At 63.9% G+C, this 24,734-nt stretch carries 24 protein-coding genes and 1 tRNA gene; 12 read left to right on the top strand and 13 right to left on the bottom strand.

Annotated features, from left to right (window positions below; translation table 11 throughout):
* Positions 1–10 precede the first annotated feature (10 nt).
* Positions 11–544, top strand: coding sequence for a hypothetical protein (locus IPP68_01805; protein ID MBL0349096.1), 534 nt, complete (start codon positions 11–13; stop codon positions 542–544).
* 20 nt (positions 545–564) lie between these two features.
* Positions 565–1,644: a calcium/sodium antiporter gene (locus tag IPP68_01800; protein MBL0349095.1), complete on the top strand. Its 1,080-nt coding sequence runs from the start codon at positions 565–567 to the stop codon at positions 1,642–1,644.
* A 113-nt stretch (positions 1,645–1,757) separates the two neighbouring features.
* On the opposite strand, the gene IPP68_01795 is transcribed toward IPP68_01800, so the two are convergent.
* From IPP68_01795 to ygiD, 4 genes are all read right to left on the bottom strand, one after another.
* Positions 1,758–3,440, bottom strand: coding sequence for a hypothetical protein (locus IPP68_01795; GenBank protein MBL0349094.1), 1,683 nt, complete (start codon positions 3,438–3,440; stop codon positions 1,758–1,760).
* The gene (locus tag IPP68_01790) at positions 3,437–4,291 is read right to left on the bottom strand and encodes a ThiF family adenylyltransferase (protein MBL0349093.1); all 855 of its coding nucleotides are present in this window, start codon (positions 4,289–4,291) and stop codon (positions 3,437–3,439) included. Before IPP68_01790 ends, IPP68_01795 begins: the two co-directional genes overlap by 4 nt.
* A gap of 76 nt (positions 4,292–4,367) precedes the next feature.
* Complete coding sequence (locus IPP68_01785; GenBank protein ID MBL0349092.1) at positions 4,368–5,552, bottom strand: HD domain-containing protein; 1,185 nt, start codon at positions 5,550–5,552, stop codon at positions 4,368–4,370.
* 89 nt (positions 5,553–5,641) lie between these two features.
* Entirely contained in the window at positions 5,642–6,415 is a 774-nt protein-coding gene (ygiD, locus tag IPP68_01780) for a 4,5-DOPA dioxygenase extradiol (protein ID MBL0349091.1), read from the bottom strand.
* A 231-nt stretch (positions 6,416–6,646) separates the two neighbouring features.
* Between ygiD and IPP68_01775 the strand changes: the two genes are divergently transcribed.
* The 6 genes from IPP68_01775 (at position 6,647) to IPP68_01750 (ending at position 10,140) form a co-directional block, all read left to right on the top strand.
* Entirely contained in the window at positions 6,647–7,930 is a 1,284-nt protein-coding gene (locus IPP68_01775; protein ID MBL0349090.1) for a DEAD/DEAH box helicase, read from the top strand.
* Positions 7,931–7,947: 17 nt separating this feature from the next.
* Positions 7,948–8,394 (top strand): hypothetical protein, encoded by a 447-nt coding sequence (locus tag IPP68_01770; GenBank protein MBL0349089.1) that lies wholly within the window; start codon positions 7,948–7,950, stop codon positions 8,392–8,394.
* Between the two features lie 72 nt (positions 8,395–8,466).
* Positions 8,467–9,096, top strand: a complete 630-nt coding sequence (locus IPP68_01765) for a FecR domain-containing protein (GenBank protein ID MBL0349088.1) — start codon at positions 8,467–8,469, stop codon at positions 9,094–9,096.
* A 123-nt stretch (positions 9,097–9,219) separates the two neighbouring features.
* Positions 9,220–9,307, top strand: a tRNA-Ser gene (locus IPP68_01760).
* Positions 9,308–9,429: 122 nt separating this feature from the next.
* Entirely contained in the window at positions 9,430–9,672 is a 243-nt protein-coding gene (locus IPP68_01755) for a hypothetical protein (protein MBL0349087.1), read from the top strand.
* A gap of 12 nt (positions 9,673–9,684) precedes the next feature.
* Complete coding sequence (locus tag IPP68_01750) at positions 9,685–10,140, top strand: hypothetical protein (GenBank protein ID MBL0349086.1); 456 nt, start codon at positions 9,685–9,687, stop codon at positions 10,138–10,140.
* Here the strand turns inward: IPP68_01750 and IPP68_01745 are convergent.
* Both IPP68_01745 and IPP68_01740 read right to left on the bottom strand, forming a co-directional pair.
* Entirely contained in the window at positions 10,129–12,021 is a 1,893-nt protein-coding gene (locus IPP68_01745) for a hypothetical protein (protein MBL0349085.1), read from the bottom strand. The two genes, IPP68_01750 and IPP68_01745, sit on opposite strands and share 12 nt — an antisense overlap.
* A 17-nt stretch (positions 12,022–12,038) precedes the next feature.
* Positions 12,039–12,947: a PorV/PorQ family protein gene (locus tag IPP68_01740; GenBank protein ID MBL0349084.1), complete on the bottom strand. Its 909-nt coding sequence runs from the start codon at positions 12,945–12,947 to the stop codon at positions 12,039–12,041.
* Between the two features lie 98 nt (positions 12,948–13,045).
* On the opposite strand from IPP68_01740, the gene IPP68_01735 reads away from it, so the two are divergent.
* A complete protein-coding gene (locus tag IPP68_01735) occupies positions 13,046–15,127 on the top strand; it encodes a hypothetical protein (protein MBL0349083.1) in 2,082 nt (693 codons plus the stop codon).
* On the opposite strand, the gene IPP68_01730 is transcribed toward IPP68_01735, so the two are convergent.
* The 5 genes from IPP68_01730 to IPP68_01710 are packed head-to-tail and all read right to left on the bottom strand — an operon-like array spanning position 15,102 to position 20,136.
* Positions 15,102–16,124 carry an NAD-dependent epimerase/dehydratase family protein gene (locus IPP68_01730; protein ID MBL0349082.1) on the bottom strand — a complete coding sequence of 341 codons (1,023 nt, stop codon included), beginning with the start codon at positions 16,122–16,124 and terminating at the stop codon, positions 15,102–15,104. The genes IPP68_01735 and IPP68_01730 overlap by 26 nt on opposite strands.
* A 3-nt stretch (positions 16,125–16,127) precedes the next feature.
* Positions 16,128–17,789: an AMP-binding protein gene (locus tag IPP68_01725; protein MBL0349081.1), complete on the bottom strand. Its 1,662-nt coding sequence runs from the start codon at positions 17,787–17,789 to the stop codon at positions 16,128–16,130.
* The gene (locus tag IPP68_01720; protein ID MBL0349080.1) at positions 17,786–18,676 is read right to left on the bottom strand and encodes an alpha/beta fold hydrolase; all 891 of its coding nucleotides are present in this window, start codon (positions 18,674–18,676) and stop codon (positions 17,786–17,788) included. The genes IPP68_01725 and IPP68_01720 overlap by 4 nt, the downstream gene beginning before the upstream one ends.
* The gene (locus tag IPP68_01715) at positions 18,673–19,083 is read right to left on the bottom strand and encodes a hypothetical protein (GenBank protein MBL0349079.1); all 411 of its coding nucleotides are present in this window, start codon (positions 19,081–19,083) and stop codon (positions 18,673–18,675) included. Before IPP68_01715 ends, IPP68_01720 begins: the two co-directional genes overlap by 4 nt.
* A gap of 12 nt (positions 19,084–19,095) precedes the next feature.
* Complete coding sequence (locus IPP68_01710) at positions 19,096–20,136, bottom strand: hypothetical protein (protein MBL0349078.1); 1,041 nt, start codon at positions 20,134–20,136, stop codon at positions 19,096–19,098.
* A gap of 155 nt (positions 20,137–20,291) precedes the next feature.
* Here IPP68_01710 and IPP68_01705 point away from each other — a divergent pair, with 155 nt between their 5' ends.
* From IPP68_01705 to IPP68_01695, 3 genes are read left to right on the top strand one after another with little or no spacing between them, the layout of a single operon-like run.
* Positions 20,292–20,960 carry an ABC transporter ATP-binding protein gene (locus IPP68_01705; GenBank protein ID MBL0349077.1) on the top strand — a complete coding sequence of 223 codons (669 nt, stop codon included), beginning with the start codon at positions 20,292–20,294 and terminating at the stop codon, positions 20,958–20,960.
* Positions 20,960–22,183 (top strand): ABC transporter permease, encoded by a 1,224-nt coding sequence (locus IPP68_01700; protein MBL0349076.1) that lies wholly within the window; start codon positions 20,960–20,962, stop codon positions 22,181–22,183. The genes IPP68_01705 and IPP68_01700 overlap by 1 nt, the downstream gene beginning before the upstream one ends.
* Before the next feature lie 2 nt (positions 22,184–22,185).
* Entirely contained in the window at positions 22,186–22,920 is a 735-nt protein-coding gene (locus tag IPP68_01695; GenBank protein MBL0349075.1) for an outer membrane lipoprotein-sorting protein, read from the top strand.
* 28 nt (positions 22,921–22,948) lie between these two features.
* Here IPP68_01695 and IPP68_01690 read toward each other — a convergent pair whose 3' ends face one another.
* On the bottom strand, positions 22,949–23,719 hold the full coding sequence (locus IPP68_01690) for a DUF3592 domain-containing protein (GenBank protein MBL0349074.1): 771 nt from the start codon (positions 23,717–23,719) through the stop codon (positions 22,949–22,951).
* A gap of 48 nt (positions 23,720–23,767) precedes the next feature.
* Positions 23,768–24,733: a phosphatase PAP2 family protein gene (locus IPP68_01685; GenBank protein ID MBL0349073.1), complete on the bottom strand. Its 966-nt coding sequence runs from the start codon at positions 24,731–24,733 to the stop codon at positions 23,768–23,770.
* Position 24,734 lies beyond the last annotated feature (1 nt).

The raw sequence follows: 24,734 nt of genomic DNA, 5'->3' as shown, positions 1-24,734 counted from the left end.
GGAGGAAGACATGCTGAAAGCCTTTCGCAACCAGTTGAATCAGTTAAGTCTTGGCGAGCGGGAATCCTGGACCCAACGCGTGGCCGCCGGGCTCGGGGGCGCGGTCGATGGGAACGTTTCGGAAGACGCCCGGGGTCTCATCCTGGCCCTGCCCGATCTGCTGGAGCGGGTTCGCCGGTGGTACGATCGGGCCGACGTGCCGGAGAATTTCCGCCGTTTGCACGGCATCACGCTCACTTATCTGTATCACCCCGCGGATTTGGTCGAAGACAAGGGGTTCTTCGGCTATTTGGACGACGCCTATTTGGTGGGACGGGTGTTCGTCCTGACCGCCCAACAACTGGCCCGGGACGGCGCGGCCTTGGAGGAAGACGTGGCGGCGCAACAAACTCTCCTGGGTCGCCAACTCGCCTCCGCCCGGCGAGTGTTGCCCGAGGAAGCGGATCGTTTGGACGCGCTGGTGGCCGATTATCTTTCCGGAGACCTCAAGGCCTTCCGGCGTCTCATGGACGAAACCGAAAAGCAGGCCGTGGGGAAAAAGTAAATGTCTCCGTGGACACCGGAATGACGACGGCGTTGCTGGTGGGAGGGCTGGCCCTCCTGGTCCTGGGGGCCGAGTTTCTGATTCGGGGCGCCAGCCGGTTGGCGCTCCGGGCGGGGATTCCGAGCCTGGTGGTGGGCTTGACCATCGTGGCCTATGGGACGAGCGCCCCGGAAATGATCGTCAGCGCCAAGGCCGCTCTGGCGGGGCAGGCCGATCTCGCCCTGGGGAACGTCGTGGGTTCCAACATTTTTAACGTTCTCTTCATCTTGGGAGCCTCGGCCCTGCTCGCCCCCCTTCTGGTGAGCCGTCCCATCATCCAGCGCGAAGTCCCCCTCATGATTGCCGTCAGCGTTCTCCTCTGGGTCCTGGCCTTGGACGGTCGGGTGTCCCGGGCGGAGGGGGTCTTCCTTCTCCTCCTGCTGGCGGCCTACACGTTCTTCCAGGTGCGCTTGGGTCTCCGCCAGGGCAACGGCAACCCGGCTCCCGTGAAATCTTCCCCGGGGCTCAACATCCTCGCCATCGGCGGTGGATTGGCCCTCCTCGTCCTGGGCGCCCGGTGGTTCCTGGAGGGCAGCGTTCATTTGGCCCGGTCCGCGGGCTTCAGCGAACTCATCATCGGCCTCACCATTGTGGCCGCGGGCACGAGCCTGCCCGAGGTGGCGACGTCGCTCTTGGCCACCTGGCGAGGAGAGCGGGATTTGGCCGTGGGCAACGTGGTGGGATCGAATATTTTCAATATTCTTGGAGTTTTGGGCGCGTCGGCGGTTCTGGGGGGCGGCGTGGCCGTCTCCGGGGCGGCCCGGGCCTTCGACATCCCCTTGATGACCGCCGTGGCCCTGGCCTGTCTGCCGATTTTTTTTACAGGCCACGTGATCGCTCGGTGGGAGGGGATTGTTTTTCTATTTTACTACGCGGCGTACACGGCGTTCCTCGTGCTGGACGCCCGCGCGCACGACGCCTTGCCGCTTTTCAACGCGATGATGATGTGGTTCGCGCTCCCGCTCACGGTCCTCACCCTTGCCGTCTTGACCTACCGGCACGTCGGAAAGGCTCCCTCTCGGCTCAGCGGCGGAGCGCTCCCCCGTCCCCCCCGGCATTAACGCCGGTCGTCAGGGCCTTCCGCGCGACCGGGGGCGTGAACGAGCGTCCGCCCCCACCCCGAGCCCCATTGGGCGCGACGCCACCGAAGCGGCCCGCTCTGGCGGGATTCGGCTTAGCCCGGATTCGGCGAATTCCGAACCGAGGGGGTTTTCACCCGGCGGTTCGCGAAGGGCCCCGTGGCGTGGGGGTGTTTTTCCACCGTCAAAACGGCCGAGGGCAGTTGATCGCGCCGAAGTTCCGCGTACCCGGCGCTGTATTTGGCCAGGCGCTCGTCCAACCATTGCCGCGCCCGTTCCAGATGTTCCGGGTTCTCGGGGGCCCCGGCCCGCAATTCCAACGCGATCCCCAGATTGTAGAACGGCGTCACGAAGAGCTGAAACCCGTAGACCCAATCCGAGAGGAAGGGATCCTCCCGCAGGCACCGATCCACGTCCTGGGGAAAGATGTTGGCGCCGTCAATGGACACCGTCCCGTCCGTCCGGCCGAAGATGAATAGAAACGGCAGGTGCAGGTCGAAATAAGGGTCTCCGCGAAGGTTCAGCTTTTCCCAGGGTACGCCCGCGGCCTCCACGGCCCGCCGCGCCTCGTCGTAGGTCACCACAAACCCTTCGTCGTGGATGTTGTAGCGCACCCGGGGGATCGTCATCCACGGGAGGAGAACCGTGGAAGCGAATTCCCGGCGGCCCGAGCCCCCGGGGCTCGAGGGAAGATTCTCGTTGTAATAAATGGTGGGGTCGAACTGAAACACCATGGGCGTTCGCTGAATCCCGTCGGGGCCCAGCAACGCCTCCAGGAAAGCCCGGGCGGTCGCCGCGGTGAAGGGCGGGGCGGATTCCCCGGACCGCAGGCGCCAGGCCGCGGCGGCTTGGACCGGATCGACGAGCGTCAACGACGCGACGTAGAGCAGCGTGCGGAAACCGTAAGCGAGGTGGGTCTCGATGCCCTCCCCCAACCCCTTGTCCGAGGATCCGTAAACCGAGAAGACCGCGCGGTCGCGGCCGAGCCGTCGAATGAGGGCGTCGCGCCACTCCTCCACGAAGCCCTCCCCCCCGACCACCACGTCAAACCGGTATTGGGAAAAGTCGCACCCCCCGTCCTCCAATTTTTTCAACAGGGAATAAACGAAGGGGGGGTACCCGGCGATCAGAAAAGGACGCTCCGGCCCGATGGCCCGAACGGTCTCCACGGCCTCGTTCAAGAGCGTGCCGATGTTGATGATGTTTCCGTAAAACCGCGCGCTGGAGGCGAAGTTGCCGCCCGTGAGCCACGACCCCATCACCCAGCAGTTCACGATGATGTAGTCCCGGGTCACCATGTCCAACAGCGTGTGGCCGATGAAACCCACGGATTTGTCGAAGGCCAATTGTTCCCGGACGCTGTCGGTCCAGATGGTGGGCTGGCCGGTGGTGCCGGCGGATTTATACAGGGACCCGGCGCGCGGGATACGGCCGCCCTGGCACAGTTCCGTCAAACGGCGGGGTTTGATGTACGAGGCTTTGTCGACCACCGGCATGCGGGCCTTGAAGTCGTCGATGGACTTCAACCCGTCGGGAAAATGGGCCGCGGCCAGGTCCGCCAAGGCGGGCGTGGTCCGCGCGAAACGGCGGACGAGCGCCAGCATTTTTTTCCCGCCCAACCGCCAGAGCGCCGCGGGGTTCACGTGATTCAAAAAAACTTTGATTTGGTCGGGGTGGTTCCACAGCCACGCCTCGGTCAATAATTGAAGGGTCAGCGGCACCGGGAGATTCCACCGGGCCGAAAAGTTGGCGGACCACGCCAGCAAGCGCGCGATCACGCCGGTCCCCCCAAGGTCAGCGTCCCCTCGGGCGCCAACCGGTCCAAATCGACCAAATGAATCCGGGGCGCCTCGGCCACCGGTTGACCCCCCACCACGCGAACCGCCAACGTCGCGGCCAGGGCGGCCACCGCGGCCCCGCCCGCGGCCACCTGGGAGGCCGGACACGGCGTGCCGTCCTCCATGACCGTGAGGGCCTCCGCCATGACCGCCGTGATGGCGGGGTTCAAGCGACCGGCCAGGGCTTTCATGATCCCGGCAAAACGCTCCACGTAGGAGGCCCCCGTCACGGGCCCCCGGTCCGGCAAGCCGAACAAGCGGCGCGCGGTGCAGGGGTTGCCCGGCGGGAAATAAAGGGCCGCGGCGCCCCACCCCGCCGTAAGGCAGGACAGGAGCGGTTTTCCCGATTCCCGGGCGGCGTCGTGAAGGGAAACCAAGTCGGGAAGACTCAGAAAATCGATGGTGTCCAGGATCAAATCGGCGCGCTCGACGATGGCCCGGGCGTTTTCAAGACGCACGCGGTCGGCCATCGTCTCGATTTCGGCGGCCGGAAAAATCGCCCTCAATCGATCGGCCAACGCCTCCACTTTCCGACGTCCGATGTCCGCGGCCGTGAAGTTTTGCCGATTCAGGTTGTGGGGGGCGATGGTGTCGTGATCGACCAAAAGCAAACGGGTGAAACCCGTCCGCAGGAGAGCCTCGGCGATGGGGCTCCCAAGGCCACACCCCGCCAACAACACCCGTGTGTTGAGGATTTTTTTTTGCAAATCGTCCGGGATGTAGCCGCGGTTTCGAAGAACAAACGAACCGTAGGAATTCGCCCCTTCCGAGGGCGGGGGCTTCGGGGTCATGGCAATCTCCTTTGCTTTTACCGCGTTCCCGCTTGGCGCAACGCGGGGGTCGAGATCGGACGACGGGGCCCGACGCTTAGCCGGCGCGGCCGGTCAACGTCGGTCGTTCAAGCGTCCCGCGGGGCCGGGGGGCGTCGTGAAAATGGGCCTGGATTTCCTCCACCGCGTGGCGGTGCTGGCCCAGAGCCTGCACACAGTCCCGGTCGAGCTTGGTGCGGCTCAGCCGGCGAAGGTAGCGGAACGCCCGGTCGTTGGACCAGGCGCTTTTGTAGGGGCGGACGCTGGTCAACGCGTCGAAAATGTCGGCCACGGCGATGATGCGCGCTTCAATGGGAATCTTGTTCCCTTTGAGACCGTGGGGATAGCCCGATCCGTCCATGGCCTCGTGGTGGTGTTCGGCGATGTGCCGCAGGGCGTCCACTCGATGGAGGGACTCCAATTTGAAATTGTGCAGGATGGCGTCGATGATGCGGCGACCCTGGGTGGTGTGCGACCGCATGATTTTTTTTTCTTTCGGGGTCAGGGCTCCGGGTTTGAGCAAAACGTTGTCCGGAATGCCCAGTTTCCCCACGTCGTGGAGCGGCGCGAAGGATTCGATGGTTTGAATCTGCTCGTCGTCGAACCGGTAGAGCCCGGCGCGGGCCAACTCCTGGGCGATCAGGCGCGAATAACGGGCCATTCGTTCCAGGTGGTTGCCGGTTTCGGGGTCCCGGTAATGGACCATTTCGTTGGCGGTTTGAAGCGCCGCCGTCATGACGCCCGCCGTGCGCAGACCGGCGGTGGCGACGTTGGCGATTAAGTGCGCGAACAAATCCAGCACGTCGAGGGCGCGGGGGGTGAAGCTGTTTTTTTTACGGCTGTTAAAAAATAGGAGGCCGGCCACCCGCCCATTGACGATCATGGGGAACGCGTAGCTGGATTGGTACCCGTGGGCGCGGATTTCCAGGGTGTGCAATCCCCGCCCCTCGTCGAACACCGAGAGGTCGTTGACCACCCGGGACCGCCGGTTGGCCAGCAACCGCCGCAGGGAGGGCGAGTCGCCCAAGGCCGATTCGTAACGGACCAAGGGCGACGGACCCCGGTTGCTCGACAGATAGGTTTTGAGGCGGCCGGCTTTGGTGTCGTGCAGGGCGATGGCGATCCGGTCGACGAAGGGACAATAACGCCGAAGCGCCCCGTGAAGGAGCGCGAGCTTTTTATTATCGGAAATCTTGGTGTTCAGCCGCTTGAGCAAATAGCGGCGAAAAACGACTTTTTTCAAGGCCCGCGTTCCCCCCCGGTGTTTGTGGCGGCCCCCCCAGTGTTGCAGGAAACCGCGGGGACGTCAATGACGGGGCTCAGGCGCCGACGTCAGCCCGCGCGCGCCGCCCGCATGGCGATCGTCCCGTGCTGAAAACCGTCGACCGGAAAAGTCAACGCGTCTCCCGGACGCCGCAGCGCCGCGGTGTAGAGGAGGGGCCAAAAATGATCGGGCGTGGGATGGGCCCGCCGGGCCTGGGGCGTGAGGGATTCCCAGGCGATGAGCGCCTCCTTGTCACGGCCCCGAAGCGCTTGGGCCACGGCTTCGTCAAAATCCCGGGCCCAGGGCGGCACCGACGCCTCGGCTTCAATGGAAATGTCCCCCAAGTTGTGTACCACGTTGCCGCTGGCCAAAACGAGAACGTCGTCTTCCCGCAACGGGGCCAATCGTTCGGCCAGGGCCCAATGGCCCGCCGCCGACAGACCGACGTCGAGGCTCATTTGCACGACGGGAACGTCCGCGGCGGGATAGAGACGGCGCAGGACGCTCCAGGCGCCGTGGTCCAACCCCCATTCGTCCGTGACCGCCACAGAGCCCAACCCCAACAGGGCGGCGGTTTTTTCGGCCAGAGCCGGGTCCCCGGGAGCCGGGTAGTGAACCTCGTACAACGCCGGCGGGAAACCGCCGAAATCGTGGATCGTCCGGGGCCGGGCGTTTCCGGTCAAAAAGGTTCCCCGGGTGAGCCAGTGGGCCGAGAGACACAGAACGGCCCGGGGCTTTCCCAAAGCGCGCCCCAATTCCTCCCAGGCGCTCGCAAAGGGCGAGTCCCGGATGGCGTTCATCGGCGATCCGTGTCCCAAAAACAGCCCCGGCCACGTGTTCATGAAGGCGTCCTTTCTCGAATGTCGACCCCGGCATACGCGGTCCCTTTAGAAAACGACGCCCGGGAGTAAAAGTTCCCCCCCCCGGGGGCGGGGATCGGCTCGACGGATTTGACAGGGGTCCGGGATTATGGGAGACTGTCGTCGACGCAACGCAACGTCCTTCCGGTTTTGTCACCACCGCAACGGCGAATTCGCAGTTAAAGGAACCCACGGCTTTTTTTAAGCCTCCCCATGTCTTTTGAATCACTGTCCCTTCACCCCACCCTCGTCAAAGCCACCGCCGCCCTCGGCTACACCGAACCCACTCCCATTCAAGCAAAAGCCATTCCCCTGGCCCTGTCGGGGCGGGACGTTTTGGGCGCGGCCCAAACCGGCGGCGGCAAAACGGCCGCCTTCGTTCTGCCCATTCTCCACGGACTGCTGACCAAGCCCGGTCCCGGTCCGCGGGTGCTGATCCTGGTTCCCACGCGGGAACTCGCCGTTCAGGTGGATCGCGTCATCAAGGAATGTTCCCGTTTTTCCCCAGTCAAAACCGCCGTCATCATCGGCGGGGTGGGCCACAGCGGCCAGACCCACGCCGTGCGCCAAGGGGCCCAAATTCTGGTGGCCACGCCGGGCCGCCTCATGGACCACCTGGAACAAAAGAATTTTCAACTCCATCGCATCGATCAGCTGGTGTTGGACGAAGCGGACCGAATGCTGGACATGGGCTTTCTGCCCGACATCAAAGACATTTTGAAACACGTTCCGCCGGAACGGCAAACCCAGCTCTATTCGGCGACCCTGCACAAGGACGTGGAACGCATCGCCTCCTTCGCCCTCCGGGACCCCGCCCGGGTTGAGGTGGAAAAACCGGCGACCGTGGCCGAAGGCATCAGCCAGATCGCCTACCCGGTCATTCAATCCCAAAAAATCCCCTTGTTGTTGACGCTTCTCAACTCGACGGAAATGCGCTCGGTCCTGGTGTTCACCCGGACCAAACACGGGGCCGACAAGGTGGCCCAGCGGCTCACCGAATGCGGCTACCGCACGGGCGTCCTTCACTCCAACCGGTCCCAGAATCAGCGGCAGGCCGCCATGGACGATTTCCGCCACGCCCGCACGCGGCTTCTGGTGGCCACCGACATCGCCGCCCGGGGAATCGACGTCAAAGGCATCAGCCACGTGGTCAATTTCGACGTGCCGCGGCACGCGGAGGACTACGTCCACCGCGTGGGCCGCACCGCCCGGGCCTACGGCGTGGGCGACGCCATTTTGCTCGTGGACCCGTCGGAAGAATCCTTCGTCCGGGGCATTGAACGCTACGCCCGGATCGTGTTTCCCCGGGCGATGATCCCGAATTTTCAATACAACAACCCGCCCCGTGGGGGCGGCGCGCCCGCCGGCCGTTCGGGTCGGTCGCCCTTTTCGTCTCACAAGGGAACGTCCCATTCCCCCCACAAAGGGTCGTCCCACCCCAACGCGCGACACCCCGGAAACCGGCCCCCCCGCGGGCCTTTCCGTCGGCACAAATAACCCCAGGAGAAACCACCGTGGCCCAATTTTTCAAGAAACGACGCCGGGGCGCCCCCGGCCCCAGCAAAAACGAATTGAAAGTCCGACGCCGGCGCGCCGACGCCAACGAAGCCGCCCAACAGCGCCCCTTGTCGGAGGAAATTCCCGGGGTTCAGCGGGTGACCCTGCAGCTCGATTTTCTGACGCCCCAGCGCCAGGTCCTCGACCAGCAGACCCACGTGTTCAACGCCGCGGACACCGCGGATTTCACCGCCGAGTGCCTGGGCCGTTGCGGCGGCACGGGGATTTTCGACCTGTCCGACAAGGTGCAACAGGCCGTCAACGCCCGCCAACGAACCCTCCAAAGCACCGATCTCGCGCGGAGCGGATTTTCCCCGGCTCCAGCGAGACCTGCGGCTTCCAACTTCAATCCACCATCGACGTCGTTTACGCCCCCGCCGGCTGACCCGGCGGGGACCGCGTGACGGGTCCCCTTCAACATATATAATGCTTTCCGCGGACCTCCCCCGATGGGGGTCCCGGAAAGGGGACGCGCCATGAAAAAGTGGGTCTTGATTCTCCTCGGAGTCCTCGCCGTTTCCCCCGCCCGCGCCTACGACGCCTCGCTCAAAGCCTTCCAAGGCAAAGCCTTCGTCCGGGCCGCCGGCGCCACCGAATACCGCCCCCTGCGCGCCGGCCAAAAATTCCGCCGGGACGACACCATTCGCACCGGGGACGGCGGACGGGTCCAAGTGGCTTTTAAGTCCGGGGCCACGGTCCTCGTGAAAGAAAATTCCCGTTTTTCCCTTCGCAGCGACAAAAACGGCGACGCGCTCTCCTTTGTCCGGGGCGAATTCCTGATCGGACTTCGAAACCGGCTCAAAGGGCGCAATAAATTCACCGTGCGCACCCCCGCCTGCGTGGCGGCCGTGCGCGGCACGGTGTTCTGGGGATTGAGCGACGACAAGAAAAAATCCACTTACGCCTGTTTCACCGGCGCCATTGAAATCACGGCGCAAGGCCAATCGGCGACCCTGAACCCCGGGGACAAGCTGGAAGTGGCCTTCGGCGCCGCGCCGGGCGCGACCGCTCCGGCCAATATTCCCAAGGACTACATCAAGACCTTCGCGGTGGACGACAGTCTGCAGGGAGTCGACGAGATTTTGGAGGACGGCGGGGCGAAGTAGGTCCGTGCGGCCACGCCCCGCGCCTGTTTATCGCAAAGCGCGGGCCCGGTCGCCGACGATTTGATTGAAATTTCGGCGCCGTCCCGGCGATTTACGCCGGGGCAGAAGGCCCGAAACCCCGCAGGAGGGGTGGCAGAGTTGGTCTAATGCGGACGACTTGAAATCGTCTGTGGGTGAAAGCCCACCGGGGGTTCGAATCCCTCCCCCTCCGATTTTTTAAAAGTGCGGTTGGGATTCGAAGAATCCCGACCGCGCTAGCGGAAGTGTCGCGGGGGAGCGGCCTCCCCCTCCGATTTTTTTATACGGATCTAGACGAAAGCCAGGAGGCGCGCCATGGGAACATCCTGCGAAAGCTGTTTGATGCCCCTTCGGAAGGACCCCGGGCCACGGGAATCCGAGCGGTATTGCAGTTATTGCTTCAAGGACGGCGCCCTGTGCTATTCGGGAACCGATCTTAAGGAATTTCAGCGTCACGCCTACGAGGCCATGATCGCCCACGGGACCGGCAAGATGGCCGCGCGGCTTTTTACGTTCCTGATTCGCTTCGCCCCCCGTTGGCGGGCGCCAAAAAATTAAAGGACAAATTCCATGGAACCTTCGAAATCCGCCGAGGCCGCTCCCGTCCCTCTCGGGCAAAAAATAAAAAGGGCGTTGATCAAATATTCGATTTTAACGTTGCTGGCCGCCCTCGCCGGATTGGCCCTGTGGGTGGGGGGATCGTTGACCTACGTGTATTCCTCGGGGGAGCGGGCGGGTTACGTTCAAAAGATTTCCAAAAAGGGCTGGGTGATCAAAACCTGGGAAGGGGAACTGGCCATGGTCAACCTGCCCGGGGCCATGCCGGAAAAATTCGTTTTTACCGTCCGCGAGGAGACCGTCGCGCGGCGGATCCAGGCCACCATCGGCCAGCGGGTGGCGCTGTCCTACCAGGAACACCGCGGCCTGCCGGGCAACCTCTTCGGAGACACCCGCTATTTCGTGATCAACGTCGGCGCCGTGGACCCCGCGCCGGCGCCCGCCGAAGCGCCGCGCTCAACGCTGTAGAGCGATCTTGACCGGCGCCCGCTTCTCCACCAAGACCAAATAAATCCCGCTCGGGGCCGGCTCCCCGTCTTCCGTCAGCCCGTCCCAGGTCGCGGTGCCGTTGACGTCCGTGGTCAAAGACCGCACAAACCGTCCGTCCGCCGCCACGATCTTAGCCGCCGTTTGAACCGGAAGATCCTGCAGGGTCAGCGGGCCCGCCGCCGCGGGGCGGTAGGGGTTGGGGAACACGTGGGGCGGTTTTTCTTCGCTCTCAGCGGTGACCGTCAACGACGCGTTCCGCGTTTGGCCCCCGGCCGTCGCGCGCAAAGTCACCGCGGTGTCGGAGGCCACCGCGAAAGTGTCAACGGAAAAACCGGCGCTCGTTTGCCCCGCGGGAACCAGCACGCTGGTCGGAACGCTGGCCACCGCCGAGTCGAGGCTGGTCAACGCGACGGAACTTCCCCCCGCGGGCGCCGCCGAAACGAGCGTCACCGCGCCGTGGGTGGCGGTGCCGCCCTGAACGGTCGACGGCGAGAGAGCGAGGCTCGCCACGGCCACAACCGACGCTTGGACCACCGCGGTCGCCGAGGAATCGGCCGCCGTCGATCCGCTCCCGTTGCTGGCCGTGACGCGAAATCGAACGGTGCTTCCCACGTCCCCGACGCCAAGGACGTAAGTCGTTCCCGTCGCGCCCCCAATGTCGAAGCAGGCGGCCCCGGCGGAATTACACCGGCGCCATTGTCGGGAGAAGCCGCTCGGGCTGCCGCCCCAGGATCCGTCGGTGCCGGTCAAGGTCTGGGTTTGAATGGGGGACCCCGAAACGGTCGGCAACGACAAGTTCACCGGGGGGGAGCCCAGGAAATTGGAAAGTTGCACTTTCACGATCCGGGCCGGGCTCGTGTTGGTGCCGAAATAGCCGTACCCCGCCACGGAATCGTACACCGCGCAGGACAGGTTGTTTTCCCCCGCGTTCATCGTCAGTTCCCCGGAGGCCCCGAAGGTCGTTAAATCCACCCGCTTAATTTTCCCCGGCGATTCGCTGGTGCCCACAAATAAAAATCGATTTTGGCGGTCGAGGATTCCGCTGGCGGGGGTGGGCGATCCGGCCAGCGCAACGCTTGCGGCGGAAGGGAAGGATCCGGTCTTCACCCGCCAGACGACGCCGGTGGTCGTGGTGAAAAAAGCCTCCCCGGCGCTCGTGTCGACCAGGCCGATCCGGGCCGAGGGCGACCCCGACGGCTGGGCCGTGGGAGCGTCCAGGACCAAACTCGACAATATCACGCGCCCGATGGCGAAACGGCCGGACAGATAGAGGGTGGTGGAGGGGCCGTAAAAGTAGGAACCGTCGATCGCCCCCGCCACGGTGTTCAAATCGTCGGGGAAGGTGGCGTTCTTCCGAAAGGACACGGCGAAGGTCGATAAATTGATCCGAATCATTTCCGCCGGGTTCGAAGCGGAACTTTTCCCCGCGGCCACGTAACCCAGGTGGCCGGTGGCGTCCACCGCGAAGGCCGTGGGCACGTTGATGGCGTCCGAACGGAGCGTCAACTGGTCGGACCCCGGCGTGTGGGTGAAGGAGGCCAACTGGACGCGAACCAGCTTAACGACGCCCGAGACTTTGGCGGTGAAATACAGTTGGTTGAGGCCGGTATCGATGGCCGCCGCCCCCACGGAAGTGACGCCGGCCACCGTCAGGGACGATTGTTCCGTGAAATCGCTCAGACGGATTTTGGTGACGGTCCCCGTGCCGTTCACGAAATAGGCGTTGGTCCCCGCGGCGTCGACGGCGGCGGCGACCAGATTGGAATTCCCCGCCAAGGTCAGGGCGCCCGTGCGCACAAACACCGGCGCGGCCTCCAGCGCCGGGGACAGGCTCATCCACAGGGCCGCGCCGAGGCCCATCGCGCGACGCCGCCTTTTTAAAACCACGTCGTCAGCGACAGCAGATGGGACACGTCGCCCTCCCGGTTCGGAATCAACGCGTAATCCACCTTCACGTTGTCAAAACCCAACCCGAGGCCCACGGTGAATCCCGCGGCGCCGCGGTCTTCCGTCAGTCCGCTGTCGTAACCCGCCCGCAGGGCCAGGGCGCCGGTTTTCCAATCCAGAGCGTATTCGCCGCCGACCCGAAGGGCCGCCCGGGCCCCGGTTTTTTTCTCGGCCTCGACCGACGCGAAGGCTCGGGGGGAAAAGCGAACGACCGCGCCCCCCCGGTGCGTCGCCGGAATCTTTTCTTTGACTTGGTCGAATTTCAGCGCGCCGCCCAAATTCGTGGCGGCGGCCCCCAGGCGCAATCGGTTGCCGAAATAAAACGGGGAGAGGACCCCCACGTCGTAGGCGAGGGTTTGGGCGGTGTTCACGACTTGCCGGCGCACGAGCTTGACCGTCGCCCCCACCGCCGCCCCCGACCATTGCCCGCCCACGGCCAAGGAACCGGCGAAATCCCGGGGTTTGAATTCTCCCTGGCGCGCCCCGCTCGCGTCGGCCAAGACGAGCCCCCCGGCGGATAAATGCTGGAGGCCCACCCCGACGCCGCCGTGGCGGCCCCATTTTTGACCAAAGGCGGCGTAGTCGTAGGTCATGGCGGAACCCACCAGGGCGCCGTGCATCAACGTCACGGTGCGGCGGTGCAAAAAGGGCAGAGCGGCGGGGTTCCAATAGACGGCGGTGGCGTCGTTGGCCACGGCGGTGTAGGCCTGGCCCAAGGCGGCCGCCCGGGCGCCCGCCCCCATCGAAAGAAAAGGGGTGGACAATCCTTCCGTCGTCGCCGCGCCGGCGGCGAGCGCCAACCCCCAAAGCGCGCCGGCCGTGGCCCAAAGGTTTTTCATCTCCCTAATATAAGTTCAATTGTTCCTCCTGACAAGTTCGACCCCCCGAAATACTTACCGGCCGGACGAGTGGATTTTTAAGAACACTTCTACTATCCTTGAGCATCATGGTCCGCCCCCGCTCCCCGCTTCGCTTCCCGTGGCCTTTTTTTCATCTCCTCCTCGTTGGATTGATCGCGGGGTTTCCGATCGCCCTCCGGGCCGCGTTGCCGCCGATCTCCGCGTACGAAGAAAAACTGAAATCGGGCTGGGGATTGGAAAAGGTGCTTCGGCGGCTTCAAAAGGACGCCCGGGAAGAAGAACAAAAAATGCGCACGGCCTACCTCGACGCCAAGAAAAAACTGGAACGCGCCCGGCGGGACACGGGATTCGGACCCCAAAAAAACCGCGGGTCCCTGGACACGCATTTTGCGGAGCAGTTGAAAGAGCTGAAAAACCGCGGCGCGTGGTACGCCAAGCGGCTGGAAGGAGCTTCGCGTCGATCCCCCACGGCGGGGTTGCCCCCGCAACCCGTGGCCCCTCCGCCGCCCAAGCCTTCGCCGGCGCCCCTGGCCGCTCCTTTTCCGGGTCCCGACGCTTCGACGCCCGGGAGCCCCCCGGCCTCGGCCATGAAGACGACGCCCCCACCGGCGCCCGCCCCCGCCGAAGAACCGGCGCGTCCAACCGTCCCCGCGCCCGCCGCGGTGAAACCGGTTCCCGCCCCGTTGGCCGCTCCCTTTCCGACCGCCGCCCCCCCGACGCCCGGGACGCCCCCCGCTTCCGCCATGAAAATGACCCCGGCGGCCAAAACGTCGCCACCGGCCAAAGCCCCGGAACCGCCGACCAAACGCCCGCCCGCGCCGCCGCCCGTCCCCCGGCCGCCGACCCCGCCTTTGCCGGAATTCATCTACGGCACCGCCGCCGCCGAGGAGCCGGAAATGGGGTTCAAGGATTTGAAATTGGCCAAATTCGAGGCCCACGGCGTGGCGTCGGAATTTTGGGCCTATCGGATCGCCCATCCCCGCAACACGCGGCGGAAAAGAAGCGAATTGTACCTGGAACAAACGGCGAGGCCCAACGACAGCCTGCGGTTGTTTTTTTCCGAGAGGGGCAATTACGATTTTGCGGTGCGCCAGCGGAACCGGGACAGCGAGGGCGCCCCGGAGACCGAAAAAGACACCAACGAATCGACGTTGGAGTGGCGGGAGGCCTACGTGGACTGGTCGCCGGGATTGTTCACGGTCCGGGTCGGCGCCCAACAGATCGTCTGGGGCGAGGCCGTCGGGCTTTTCGTGGCCGACGTGGTGAACGCCCGGGATTTCCGGGAAATGATTTTGCCCGACACTTGGCTCATTCGGCGGCCCCAGTGGGCGTTGGACCTGGTGCACAACGGTGGTCTGTTTTCCCAGGAATTCGTCCTCCTGGTGCCCCGGGCCAACCGTTGGCCGGCCGTGGATTCGGATTTCTTTTTTCTGCCGGACGAAGCGGGCCCTCTGGTCCGGGGCGTGGACCTCACGACCATCCCGGAGCAACCCCTCCCCGTTTCCCTCAACACCCTGGAATCCGGGGGTCGGCTGTCGATGCTGGCCGGGGGCCTCGATCTTTCCGTCTTTTTCCTGCACTCGTTCGAAAAAGATCCGGTTTATTTCCGGGTGCCGAACGAGGCCAATTTCACCGGCGATTTTGAAATCCGCCATCCGCGTCAAAATTATTACGGGTTTACTTTCTCCAAGGACGTGTCCGACGCCATCGTGAAAGGCGAAATGGTCGCCAAACCCCGCCGCTACACCGCCATCGACAACCCCGACGACGAAGACAACGTCGACCGGCGGTCGGCGTACGACGCCATGGTGGGGGTCGATTACACCTTCTTCGACAATTGGGACTCAAACCTGCAATTGATCGACCGGTACGTTCCGGGGTTTTCGGAGGATTTAATTCGGGTGGAGAAAAACCGGCTTTACGTGGCGGGACGCCTGAGCCGAAAATTCGTCAACAACAAATTGGAGTGCGAGGTGATCCTCCTCCACCACTTCGGGAAGGGCGACGAGATCCTTCGGCCAAAAATGCTTTACAAGATGTCCGATTGGGTCACCTTCAAAGTGGGGGCCGACGTGTTTTCGGGCAGCGACCCCGAAGGCCTTTTCAGCGTGTACGCCCGGCAAGACCGGGTGTTCAGCGAACTGTCCCTTCACTTCTAGCGGACGGGGCGCCCCCCGCCGCCAGATTCTCCGCCAGCCGTCGGAACCCCTCCTCCGTGCCGACCCGTGGAAAATAACCAAAATCCTTCTTGGCCGCGGCGATGTTGTAAAAATGGGATTTGGCCAATTCGGCCGCCAGAAAACGGGTTAAGAGCGGGACGCCCGACTCTCCGCCGCCGAATTTTTCCATCAACCAACCGGCGCCCCAGGCAAGAGGATAAGGAATGCGAAAGAGCCGGGGCGACAATCCCGCCGCTCCCGCCACGCGACGCATGAACTCTTCGATGGGAAGGGGTTCCCCCTGGCTGAGGAAATAGGCGCGCCCCCCCAAAGGCGACCCCGGCGTCAGGGCCTCGGCGGCCCGCCAATGGGCCTCCGCGCAGTTGTCCACGTAGGTCACGTCCACCCGGTTTCGCCCGCTTCCCACCAAAAACAACCGCCCTTGGCGGGCCCTTTTAAGCAGTTGGCCGACGATGTGAGGATCGTCGGGCCCCCAAATCAGATGGGGGCGGAGCGCCACCGTGGAGAGACCGTCCCGCCCGTGGGCCGCCAGAACCGCTTTTTCGGCCAGGGCCTTGGAGGCCGGGTAGGGACTGAGAAACGCTTTGGGGTAAGGGAGGGACTCGTCGAGGCCTTCTTGGTCCGTGTTGTCGAAAACAACGCTCGGCGTGCTCGTGTAAACGAGCCGGGGCACGCCTTCGGCCCGGCAACCCGCCAGCACGTTTTCGGTTCCGCGGACGTTGATCGAAAAGAATTCCTCCCAGGGCCCCCAGAGGGCCACGTGGGCGGCCACGTGAAACACCACGTCCCGGTCGCGGCAGGCGGACCGAACCGTCGCCGCGTCCCGCAGGTCCCCAACGATCGAATCCACCCCCAGGGCCTCGACCTCCGGGGCCGGACGGCGGACAAGGACACGGACCGCGGCCCCGCGTCCCAACAGAAATCGAACCAGGTGGAGACCCAAGAAACCCTGACCGCCCGTCACCAACGCCCGCACCGCTCAGCGCCCTCCCAATTCCATCGCCGCCCAGGGAACCAATTCTTCCCGAATGATTTTGGCGTTGTGCCGATAATCCACGGGCAACCCGGGGTGGAATAGAATGTCCCGAATCTCGCCCAGGGCGGGGTGGTTTTTGGCCAGGGTTTTTAATTCATCGATGAACGCCGCCCGCTCGGCGCGGCCCCGGGGCGCCGCCCCGGGACGGGGCTCGACGACCAGAACGGGGTGCTGGCGGGGACGGGAACCGAGGCCCACCAACGCCGTGCGGAAAACCCGGGGATGGGCGTTGAAGATCTCCTCCACCGGCACCGAATACAACACGCCCCCCGCGGTTTCCACCCGGTGGTTTTTGCGCCCGCAAAACCACAGTCGCCCCCGGTCGTCAAAGTAGCCGGCGTCGCCCATCCGGTGCCAGACATCGGACCCTTCGTAAATTTTGGCCCATATGTTTTCCCGGTCGTGGTGGTCGTAGCGCTTCGTCACGACGGGCCCTTTGACCACGATCTCGCCGATGGTTCCGGCGGGCAAAACCCGGGCGTCGTCCCAATCGGGAATGGGCTCGTCCGAAACGGGAAGGATCTTCACGGTGAGCTCCGCAAAGGGCCGGCCCACGCACACGCCGGCCCCGGCGCGGGTTTGGGGCCAGGTCTCGGCCAATATTTCGTCGCCCGACAAAGAAGACACCGGCAGGGCTTCGGTGGCGCCGTACGGCGTGAAGGTTCGGCCCCCGGAGGGAAGCACGGCCGCGAACTCCTCCAGGAGCGATCCCCGAACGGGGGCGCCGAACATCGTCACGGTTTTTAAGGTGTCCAACCGCTTGCCGACGGCCCGGCAATGGCGGACCACCGGGTCCCAAAACATCGGGGAACCGGCGGCGCTCGTCACGCCGAACCGCTCCACGGCGTCCACGATGTCCGCCGGGTTCGCCCGGGCGACCCGCGCCGGGTCCACCGGGGGCAATACGCAGGGAATGCCCATGGCCAGGTAATAAAGGGCCATGGTGGGAAACGCCGCGAGGCCCACGCGGTCCCCGGCGTGGAATTCCCGCTCGAGAATTTTAACTTGGGCGTCGAAAACGCCGTGGGTGTAATGAACGCCCTTGGGGAGCCCGGTGCTGCCGGTCGTGAAAACAATGGCCGCCAATTCCTCCCGGCTCACGGCGGCCACGGGGAATTCCGTCCACACCGGATTCCGCAAATCCCAATGGGTGGGCCCGCCCCACCACCATTTGGCGCCCACCGTGACCGCGTGGGTGATGCCCCCGAAGGATTTCCGCGACAGGGTGCGCAGGGCGTGCACGAGCGGAACGGCGATCAACCCCCGGGGCTGCACGTGTTGCACGCACTTCAGAAGGCTTTTCTTTCCCATGCCGGGATCGATCAACACCAAAATCGCTCCCATTTTGAGAAGCGCCAGGGCCAGGGTCAGCAACTCGACGCTCACGGGCACCAAGAGAAGGACCCGGGTGCCCCGCCCGATCCCAAACGCCCGCAAACCCTGGGCGTAACGGTCGCTCTCCTCGTTCAACTCCTTGAAGGTGACCGCGCCGTAGTCCACGGGGGAGCGGCCCGGCTTGGACCTCGGGAAAATAAGCGCGCGACGGTTCGGGTCCGATCGGGCCACGTCCCGGACGCGATTGACGAAATTCCAGTTGTCCGTCACGGGGCCGGCGCGTCCAGGAATTCCCGCAGGCGGGGCAAAATGAATTCGTGGGCGTCCTCCAGCACGTAATGGCCGGCCTGGGAAAATCGATCCACGACGGCGTTCGGAAACCGGCGTTCCCATTCCGCCAGAATGCGGGCGTTGAAAATGGGGTCGCGCTCGCCCCAAAAAATCCGCGTGGGGAGTCCGGCCAGGCGGGCCAATCCGTTTTCCACGGCCCGGGCCGCGGCGTGGCTGGGGTGGCGGGGCGAATCGGGGACGTCCAACACGAACCGCGCGGTGGCGATTCGGTTCGCGTAGGAATCGTAGGGCGCCAGATAGGCCCGTCGGATCTCGGGGGTCAATCGCTCCGGGCGCCGCACGGCCACCGCCAGGGCGATGCGGGCAAAAAGGTTAAAGCGTCGAATGAGAAACTCCCCAATTCGGGGGACGCGGCACAACCGCAGGCGGAGGGGCAAATAACCCTCGGGCCAGAAAGCGGCGGTGTTCATCAGGGCCCACCGAACGACGTTGGCGGGGTGGCGAACCGCGTACCCCGCGCCGATGACCCCGCCCCAATCGTGGAGCACGAGGGAAATTTTTTCCAATCCCAGGGTTTCGATCAGAAATTCGACGTTGGCGATGTGGTTTTCTAGACGGTAAGGATAATCCTGGGGTTTGTCGGAGAGGCCGCACCCCAGGTGGTCGAGGGCGATCACCCGGTGATCGGCCCGAAGGTCCTGAATCACGCGCCGATAATAAAAGGACCAGGTGGGGTTTCCGTGGAGCAAAACGACGGGCGCCCCCCGGCCTTCGTCCAGGTAATGCAGTCGGTGGCCGTCCCGTTCCAGGTAATGGGAGGCGAAGGGGTAGAGGGCCGGGGCGACCGCCGCGGGGCGACCCGTCACGGGCGGGGTGGCTCCAGCCAGCGGTCCAGGGCCGCGCGGTCCCCGGGGGCCGCGTAACCCGCCGGGTTGACGTCGCTTTCCAGGGGCGCGGCGTGCCGGACGGGGCACCAATAGTGCTCCACGCGGCGCACGATTTCCCGGGACCAAGCGAGAACGCCGTTGGCGTACCCGCAGTAATTGCAATTCAAACCGTCGAACGGGGTCAACGGCGGAACGCGGCCCCGGTCCAGGGCGATGTACCGGCGACGATCCACCGGCGGAAGGCCGCAAAGGCGGAGGACCGTCGCCTGGCCGAACCGGGCCAGAAGATCGACCACCAAGAAAGCGGCCGCGTAGGCGTACATCAGGGCCCCCGCCGCCAGAATTCGAATCCAGCCCCGCTGGGCGACGCGGGTTTTGAAGATCACCGGGGCCGCCGGTCAGTCATAGCGGAATTGGAGGTAGGCGGTGGTCACGCCGGCGCTGCCGCAGGTGAGAAGCAGGTTCATTCCTTTTTTAAGCCGTCCTTCGGCCAAAGCCAGAGACAGGGCCAGAGGGATGGAGGCCGACACCGTGTTCCCGAACCTTTCGTGGGTGCGATACACCATGGACAGGGGGACGTTCAGCGCCTTGGCCACCAGTTTGGTGGAGTAGTCGCTGACGTCGTGGCAAAAATGAAGGTCGTAGGTTTGGCCGTTCAGCCGGGGGTCTTCCTTGAACTGCTCGGTCAGTTTCGTGATGGCCGCCGTGAGAAGTTCCCGGGAGGCCGCCACGAACACCATGTTTTGCTGGGGGGTCCGGGACGGGTAATCGCCGGCGAAATCCGCCCGGTTGGGCAGGGGAATCTGGCAAAGGTCGTAGGTGTTTTCCCAATTTTTCATGGAGAAATAGAAATTGTCCCGGCGGCCGTCGTCTTGAAGGATCGTCGCCGTGGCCGCCTCCCCGATGGTGTGGGCGGCGAACCGGAAATACAAATCTTTGGGGCGGCGCAGGGCGTGGTCCCCGCAATATTCGGCGTAATTCAATTCCGCGTTCATGACCATCACGGTCTTGTGGGTGCCTTGGTGGATGAAGCTCTGGGCGATGGACATGCCCCGCACCCAGCTGGCGCAGGCGTCCAAAACGTCGAAGCAGGTGGCGTTGGTCAGCCCCAAAAGGCTTTTGAACAAATTCGCCGTGGCCGGCTCCAGCACGCCGCGGCCCACGCCGACGTAAATCAGCATGTCGATGTCGCCCGGAGCGAGGCCCGCCTTTTCAATGGCTTCCCGGGCCGCGCGGCAGGCGATGCCCGAGGCGGTCTCGCCCGGGGCGCGCCGGTAACGGGTGCGGGTGCCCGAGAGCTTGAATCCCTGGAGCATCTTTTTCCGGAAAAGCCGGTGCAAGGGCCACCACATCCAATTCCGGCGGCAGAACGCGGCGATCTCTTCGTCGTTGTCGACCCGACGGCTCGGAACCGCGTGCGCCACGCTGAGAAGTTTCATGGATTCAGGTTCTCCCGAACAAGAAAGAGCGCCGCGACCGACGGAAAACCGGCGCGCGCGCCCTTGAAGTGTTGATCATTGTGCCCTATACTGTTTGACATGCCAAACCTTTTTTGTCAAGAGGGACCGTGGACGCCGCCGCCAACCCCGAACCGTTGATCGAAGTCACGGAGGTCTCCAAAACCTATCTGGTCGGGACTGAAAAAGTCCACGCCCTGCAAAACGTCACCCTGCGGGTGAACGAAGGGGAATTCCTGGCCTTGGCCGGCCCTTCGGGCAGCGGCAAAACGACCCTCCTGAATTTACTGGGGTGCGTGGAATCGCCCTCCGCGGGCCGCATCCGGATGGACGACACCGTGGTGACGGACGTTTCCCCCCGACGGTTGACGCGCCTTCGCGCCGAACGGTTGGGCTACGTGTTTCAAACCTTCAACCTGTTGCCGGTGCTCACCGTGGCCGAAAACATCGAATACCCCCTCTTTCTCCGCCGCGTCGGCCGACGGGACCGTTGGCGGCGCGTGAACGAGATGGCCCACCGGGTGGGCCTGGGATCTTTTCTGGATCACAAACCCTCGCAATTGAGCGGCGGCCAACGGCAGCGCGTGGCCATCGCTCGGGCTTTGGTGGGATCGCCCAAGGTGGTGTTGGCCGACGAACCGACCGCCAACCTGGACACGAACACGGGGGAAAAAATTTTGACGTTGATGAAAGAATTGAACCGGGAAACCAAGGCGACGTTTATTTTTTCCACCCACGACCCCCAGATCATGGCCGCGGCCGACCGGGTGGTGCGCCTGCACGACGGCCGAATCGCGGCGGCCTGATGTTTTACTGGACGCTCCCCCTCCGCAACATTTTCCGCCGTCCCGGCCGCACGTCCGTGACCCTGGCCGCCATCGCCTTCGGGTCCGTGGCGCTGGTGTTCGCGGGGGGCTTCATCGACGACTCCCTGGTCCAGCTTCGGGAAAGCTACATCCGCTCCCAGTTCGGCCATCTGCAGATATTTCAAAAAGGTTACCTTCGCTACGGGGCCGCCCGGCCCTTCGCGTACCTTCTCAAAAACCACAACCGGGTCATGGACGTGGTGCTGGCCCACCCCGACGTGGACATCGTCACGCCCCGGATCGAATTCGCGGGGTTGATCAGCCGGGGGGAAACCTCGGTCTCCTTCGTGGGGCAAGGCGTCAATCCCCGCGGCGAAAGCAAGATGAACACCATGTTCCGCATCGAAGCCGGAAAGAACTTGCAGGCGAAGGACAAATTTCAGGTGGTCATGGGGCGCGGATTGGCGGCGTCTCTCGCGGTCAAACCGGGCGACACGGCGGTGATCGTTTCGAACACCGTGCGGGGATCCGTGAACGCCTTGGACGTCACGGTCAAAGGCGTGTTTTCCACCAGCGCCAAGGCCTTCGACGACCATGTCCTGCGGGTGCCCTTTTCCACGGCGGCCAAATTGCTCTACACCGGGGAGGTTCAATCCCTCATCGTCCTGCTCAAAGACACCTCCAAAACCCGGGCCGTTCGACGGGATTTGGAAAAGTTATTTAAGTCCCGGGGGTACGCCACCGAGATTCAATCCTGGGAGGACCTGGCGGACGTCTACAACAATTCCCGGGATTTCCTGAACCGGCAAATGGGCATTCTCCGTTGGATCATCCTGATCGTTTCCATATTGAGCGTCATAAACACCGCCAACATGGCGGTGCTGGAGCGGATCGGGGAAATCGGCACCATGCGGGCCATGGGGACGAGCCGCTGGAAGGTCATGGCCGTTTTCATTATGGAAGGCCTTTTGCTGGGCCTCCTGGGCGGCGTTCTGGGCGCCCTGGCCGGGGTCGGGGTGGCCCGCCTCGTTTCCCATTTCGGCATCCCCATGCCGCCCCCGCCGGGGTCCACCATGGAATGGGTGGCCCACGTCCGTCTCGTGCCCCGGGTGTTCGTCCAGGCCTTCGCCATCGCCGTGGGCTCGTCTTTTTTTTCAATCCTTTATCCCAGCTGGAAGGCCTCCCGACTTGAAATCGCGGAGGCCCTCCGCCACCAGGTGTGATCATGAAAACCGCAACCCGCTTGACGCTCGTTCTCGCGCTGTTCGCCGGCCCGCTTTACGGGCGTCCGGAGGGAATCACCGCCGACCGGGTGGTTGCCTTGGCCGACGCCGTGCGCAACCCCCAGGAAGATTATCAGGTGACCGCCATTGTGAGCGATTTTTCGGCCTCCGCCAAAGAGCCGCGACGCGCGGGGTATCAGATTTGGGTGCGGGGGCGGGAAAAATCCGTCGTCCGCACGGCGTTTCCCGCCGTGGAACGGGGGAAAAGCCTCCTGATGATCGGGCGGAACCTCTGGATCATCATCCCCGGCACCTCCCAGCCGATCCGGGTGTCTTTTCAACAGCGGCTGATGGGCGAAGTGGCCAACGGGGATTTGTCCCGGGCGAATTTCTCGGGGGACTACAAAGCGGAATTCCTGGAGGTGACCGACGCCTATTACCGACTGCAACTGATGGCGAAGAGCGACGACGTCACGTACCACAAAATCATTTTCTGGGTGGAAAAGAAAAAATACACGCCGCTGAAAGCCGAATTCTACTCGATCTCCGGCCGCCATCTTAAAACCGTGACCTACGAAGGCTACAGCCGCCTGGGCGGCCGCCTGCGGCCCACACGCCACGTGATCGAAAGCGCCACGGTCCGGGGGCAAAAATCCATCATCGAGTTCTCGGACATGAAAGTGGGCCCGGTGGACGAAAAGTATTTCAACAAAACTTACCTGCGGAAGATGTCCTGACCCCTCCGGGCGAACCGCCCGGCGCCGTTCACCACGCGCCCTCGCGGGGGGACGCCGGCGCCGTGGGGAGCAAAAGCGGATCCATGTGAATGTAATACCGCTCGGCGTCGTAGGGATCCACATACACGTCGACGGATCGCCCCACCAAGCCCGCGCCCGGATTGACCGCCAGCGGCGCCGAACGGAACAGACGCTCGCGGCCGTCCAGCCCGGGCGCCGCGCAAATCACCACCAGCCCCGTCGTGCGCCCCCATTTCTTCGCCGGTTCGATTTCGCGTACGATGGCGGAAACTTTTACCCCGCGCTTGGATTCGTACAACGACCCGCGATTGATCCGCTGGTCAAAGGACGGCCCGAAGATCTCGTCCGAGCGACCGATCATCACAAAGGCCCCAATCCCGGCCGCTAAAAAAACAAAACCGAAAATGGACAGCACGAGGGGCCCCAACCAAAATTGACTGAAATCGGCGATCTGGGCGTTCGACGGGTTGTCCGGCATGTACAAGAGCTCCACGGACGATCCCACTTCGTAGGAGGGTGAACTGGACCCGGTGCTGCCCCGGAATTTGTGGGTCGTCCCGTCCATCGCCTGAAATTCCACCACCGGGTAATAGGAAACGGAGGCCACCTTGCGGCCGTTCACCTCGGAGACCGACGTGGATTCTTGCAATTCGGCCACGCGCCCCGTGGCTCGCCGCCCGTGGGCGGCGAGGGCGTGCCGTTTAAGCCCCCAGGCGATCCCACCGACAAAAATGCCCAGACCGATGCCGCCAAACCCCAGTAAAAAAACCCACTTCATTCCATCCTCCTCACGGCGCCCCGACAATGGCCTCGGGGCCGCCTTCTATTAATTGGTCGTTTCGGCGGCCGAATCGCCGGCCCGCCGCGCCCTTCCCCCGAACCGGTGAACCATCCGAAGTCCGGCCGCGGTACCCGTCCACATCGGAGAGACCTCCCAAGCCCCCAAGGGGGTTCGCCCGTGATGAACCGCGATTTGGCCGAAGGTGTATCCCATGTAGATCGCCAGCGGGTAGTCGCTGACCCAATGAACCCCGTTGTTGACCATCTGGTAGGCCAATCCCGTCATCAAGGTGTAGCCCAGGGGGCGGATCCAGCGGTGTTCGGGATAATTTTCGGCGATGACCGTCACCGTCACCATGGCCGTGGCCAAATGACCCGACGGAAAAGCGTCGTATTGGTTGACGTGCTTGGCGTATTCTTTTTGATTGGGAAACAGTCGCCATTTGCCGTTTTTGGCCGTGCCGGTGTTGGGGTTCTCCCGGCCCGTGGCGTGTTTGAGAACCTGAACCAGGAACCCGTTGGCCACAATGCCTTCCACCAATTGACTTGAGGTTTGCAAGGCCCGGTTGTCCTCCTTGGCGAGGCCGTAGGCCAGGAAACTCCCGGCGATGGTGAAATGCGTCACACCATCGCCCAGGAAATACAGCCCGGTGCCCAAATCGTAGGGGCCGTTCAGGCGCACGACGTAATTGGAGGGCCATAGTTTGGTTTTTAAAAAAGTGCGCTGAACCCCGTCGTGGGAAACCTTCCATTGGTCGCCCAGACGATAGCCCTTTTCAAAAAGATATTGGTCCCGGGCGGTGAGCCAAAGAGTGCTCACGGTCACCAGGCCCAGCACGGGCCACCGGTCCCGGGACGCGGAACGGACCCAGAATTCTTTTTGGTCTTTGACCTGGCGGCTCAACCAGGTCCAGAGGCGCGGACGAGCGTAAACAAAGCCGTTGGCGGTGGTCGACGCGGATTCGTCCGCTTGAAGGGTCCGCCCCCCGATCGACGTCGCGAAGAAAGCCATC

It is taken from the genome of Elusimicrobiota bacterium (assembly GCA_016722575.1).
Taxonomy (GTDB): Bacteria; Elusimicrobiota; Elusimicrobia; order FEN-1173; family FEN-1173; genus JADKIY01.
The sequence above is the reverse complement of the archived record's forward strand: the minus strand, read 5'-3'. Positions and strand labels throughout refer to the sequence as shown.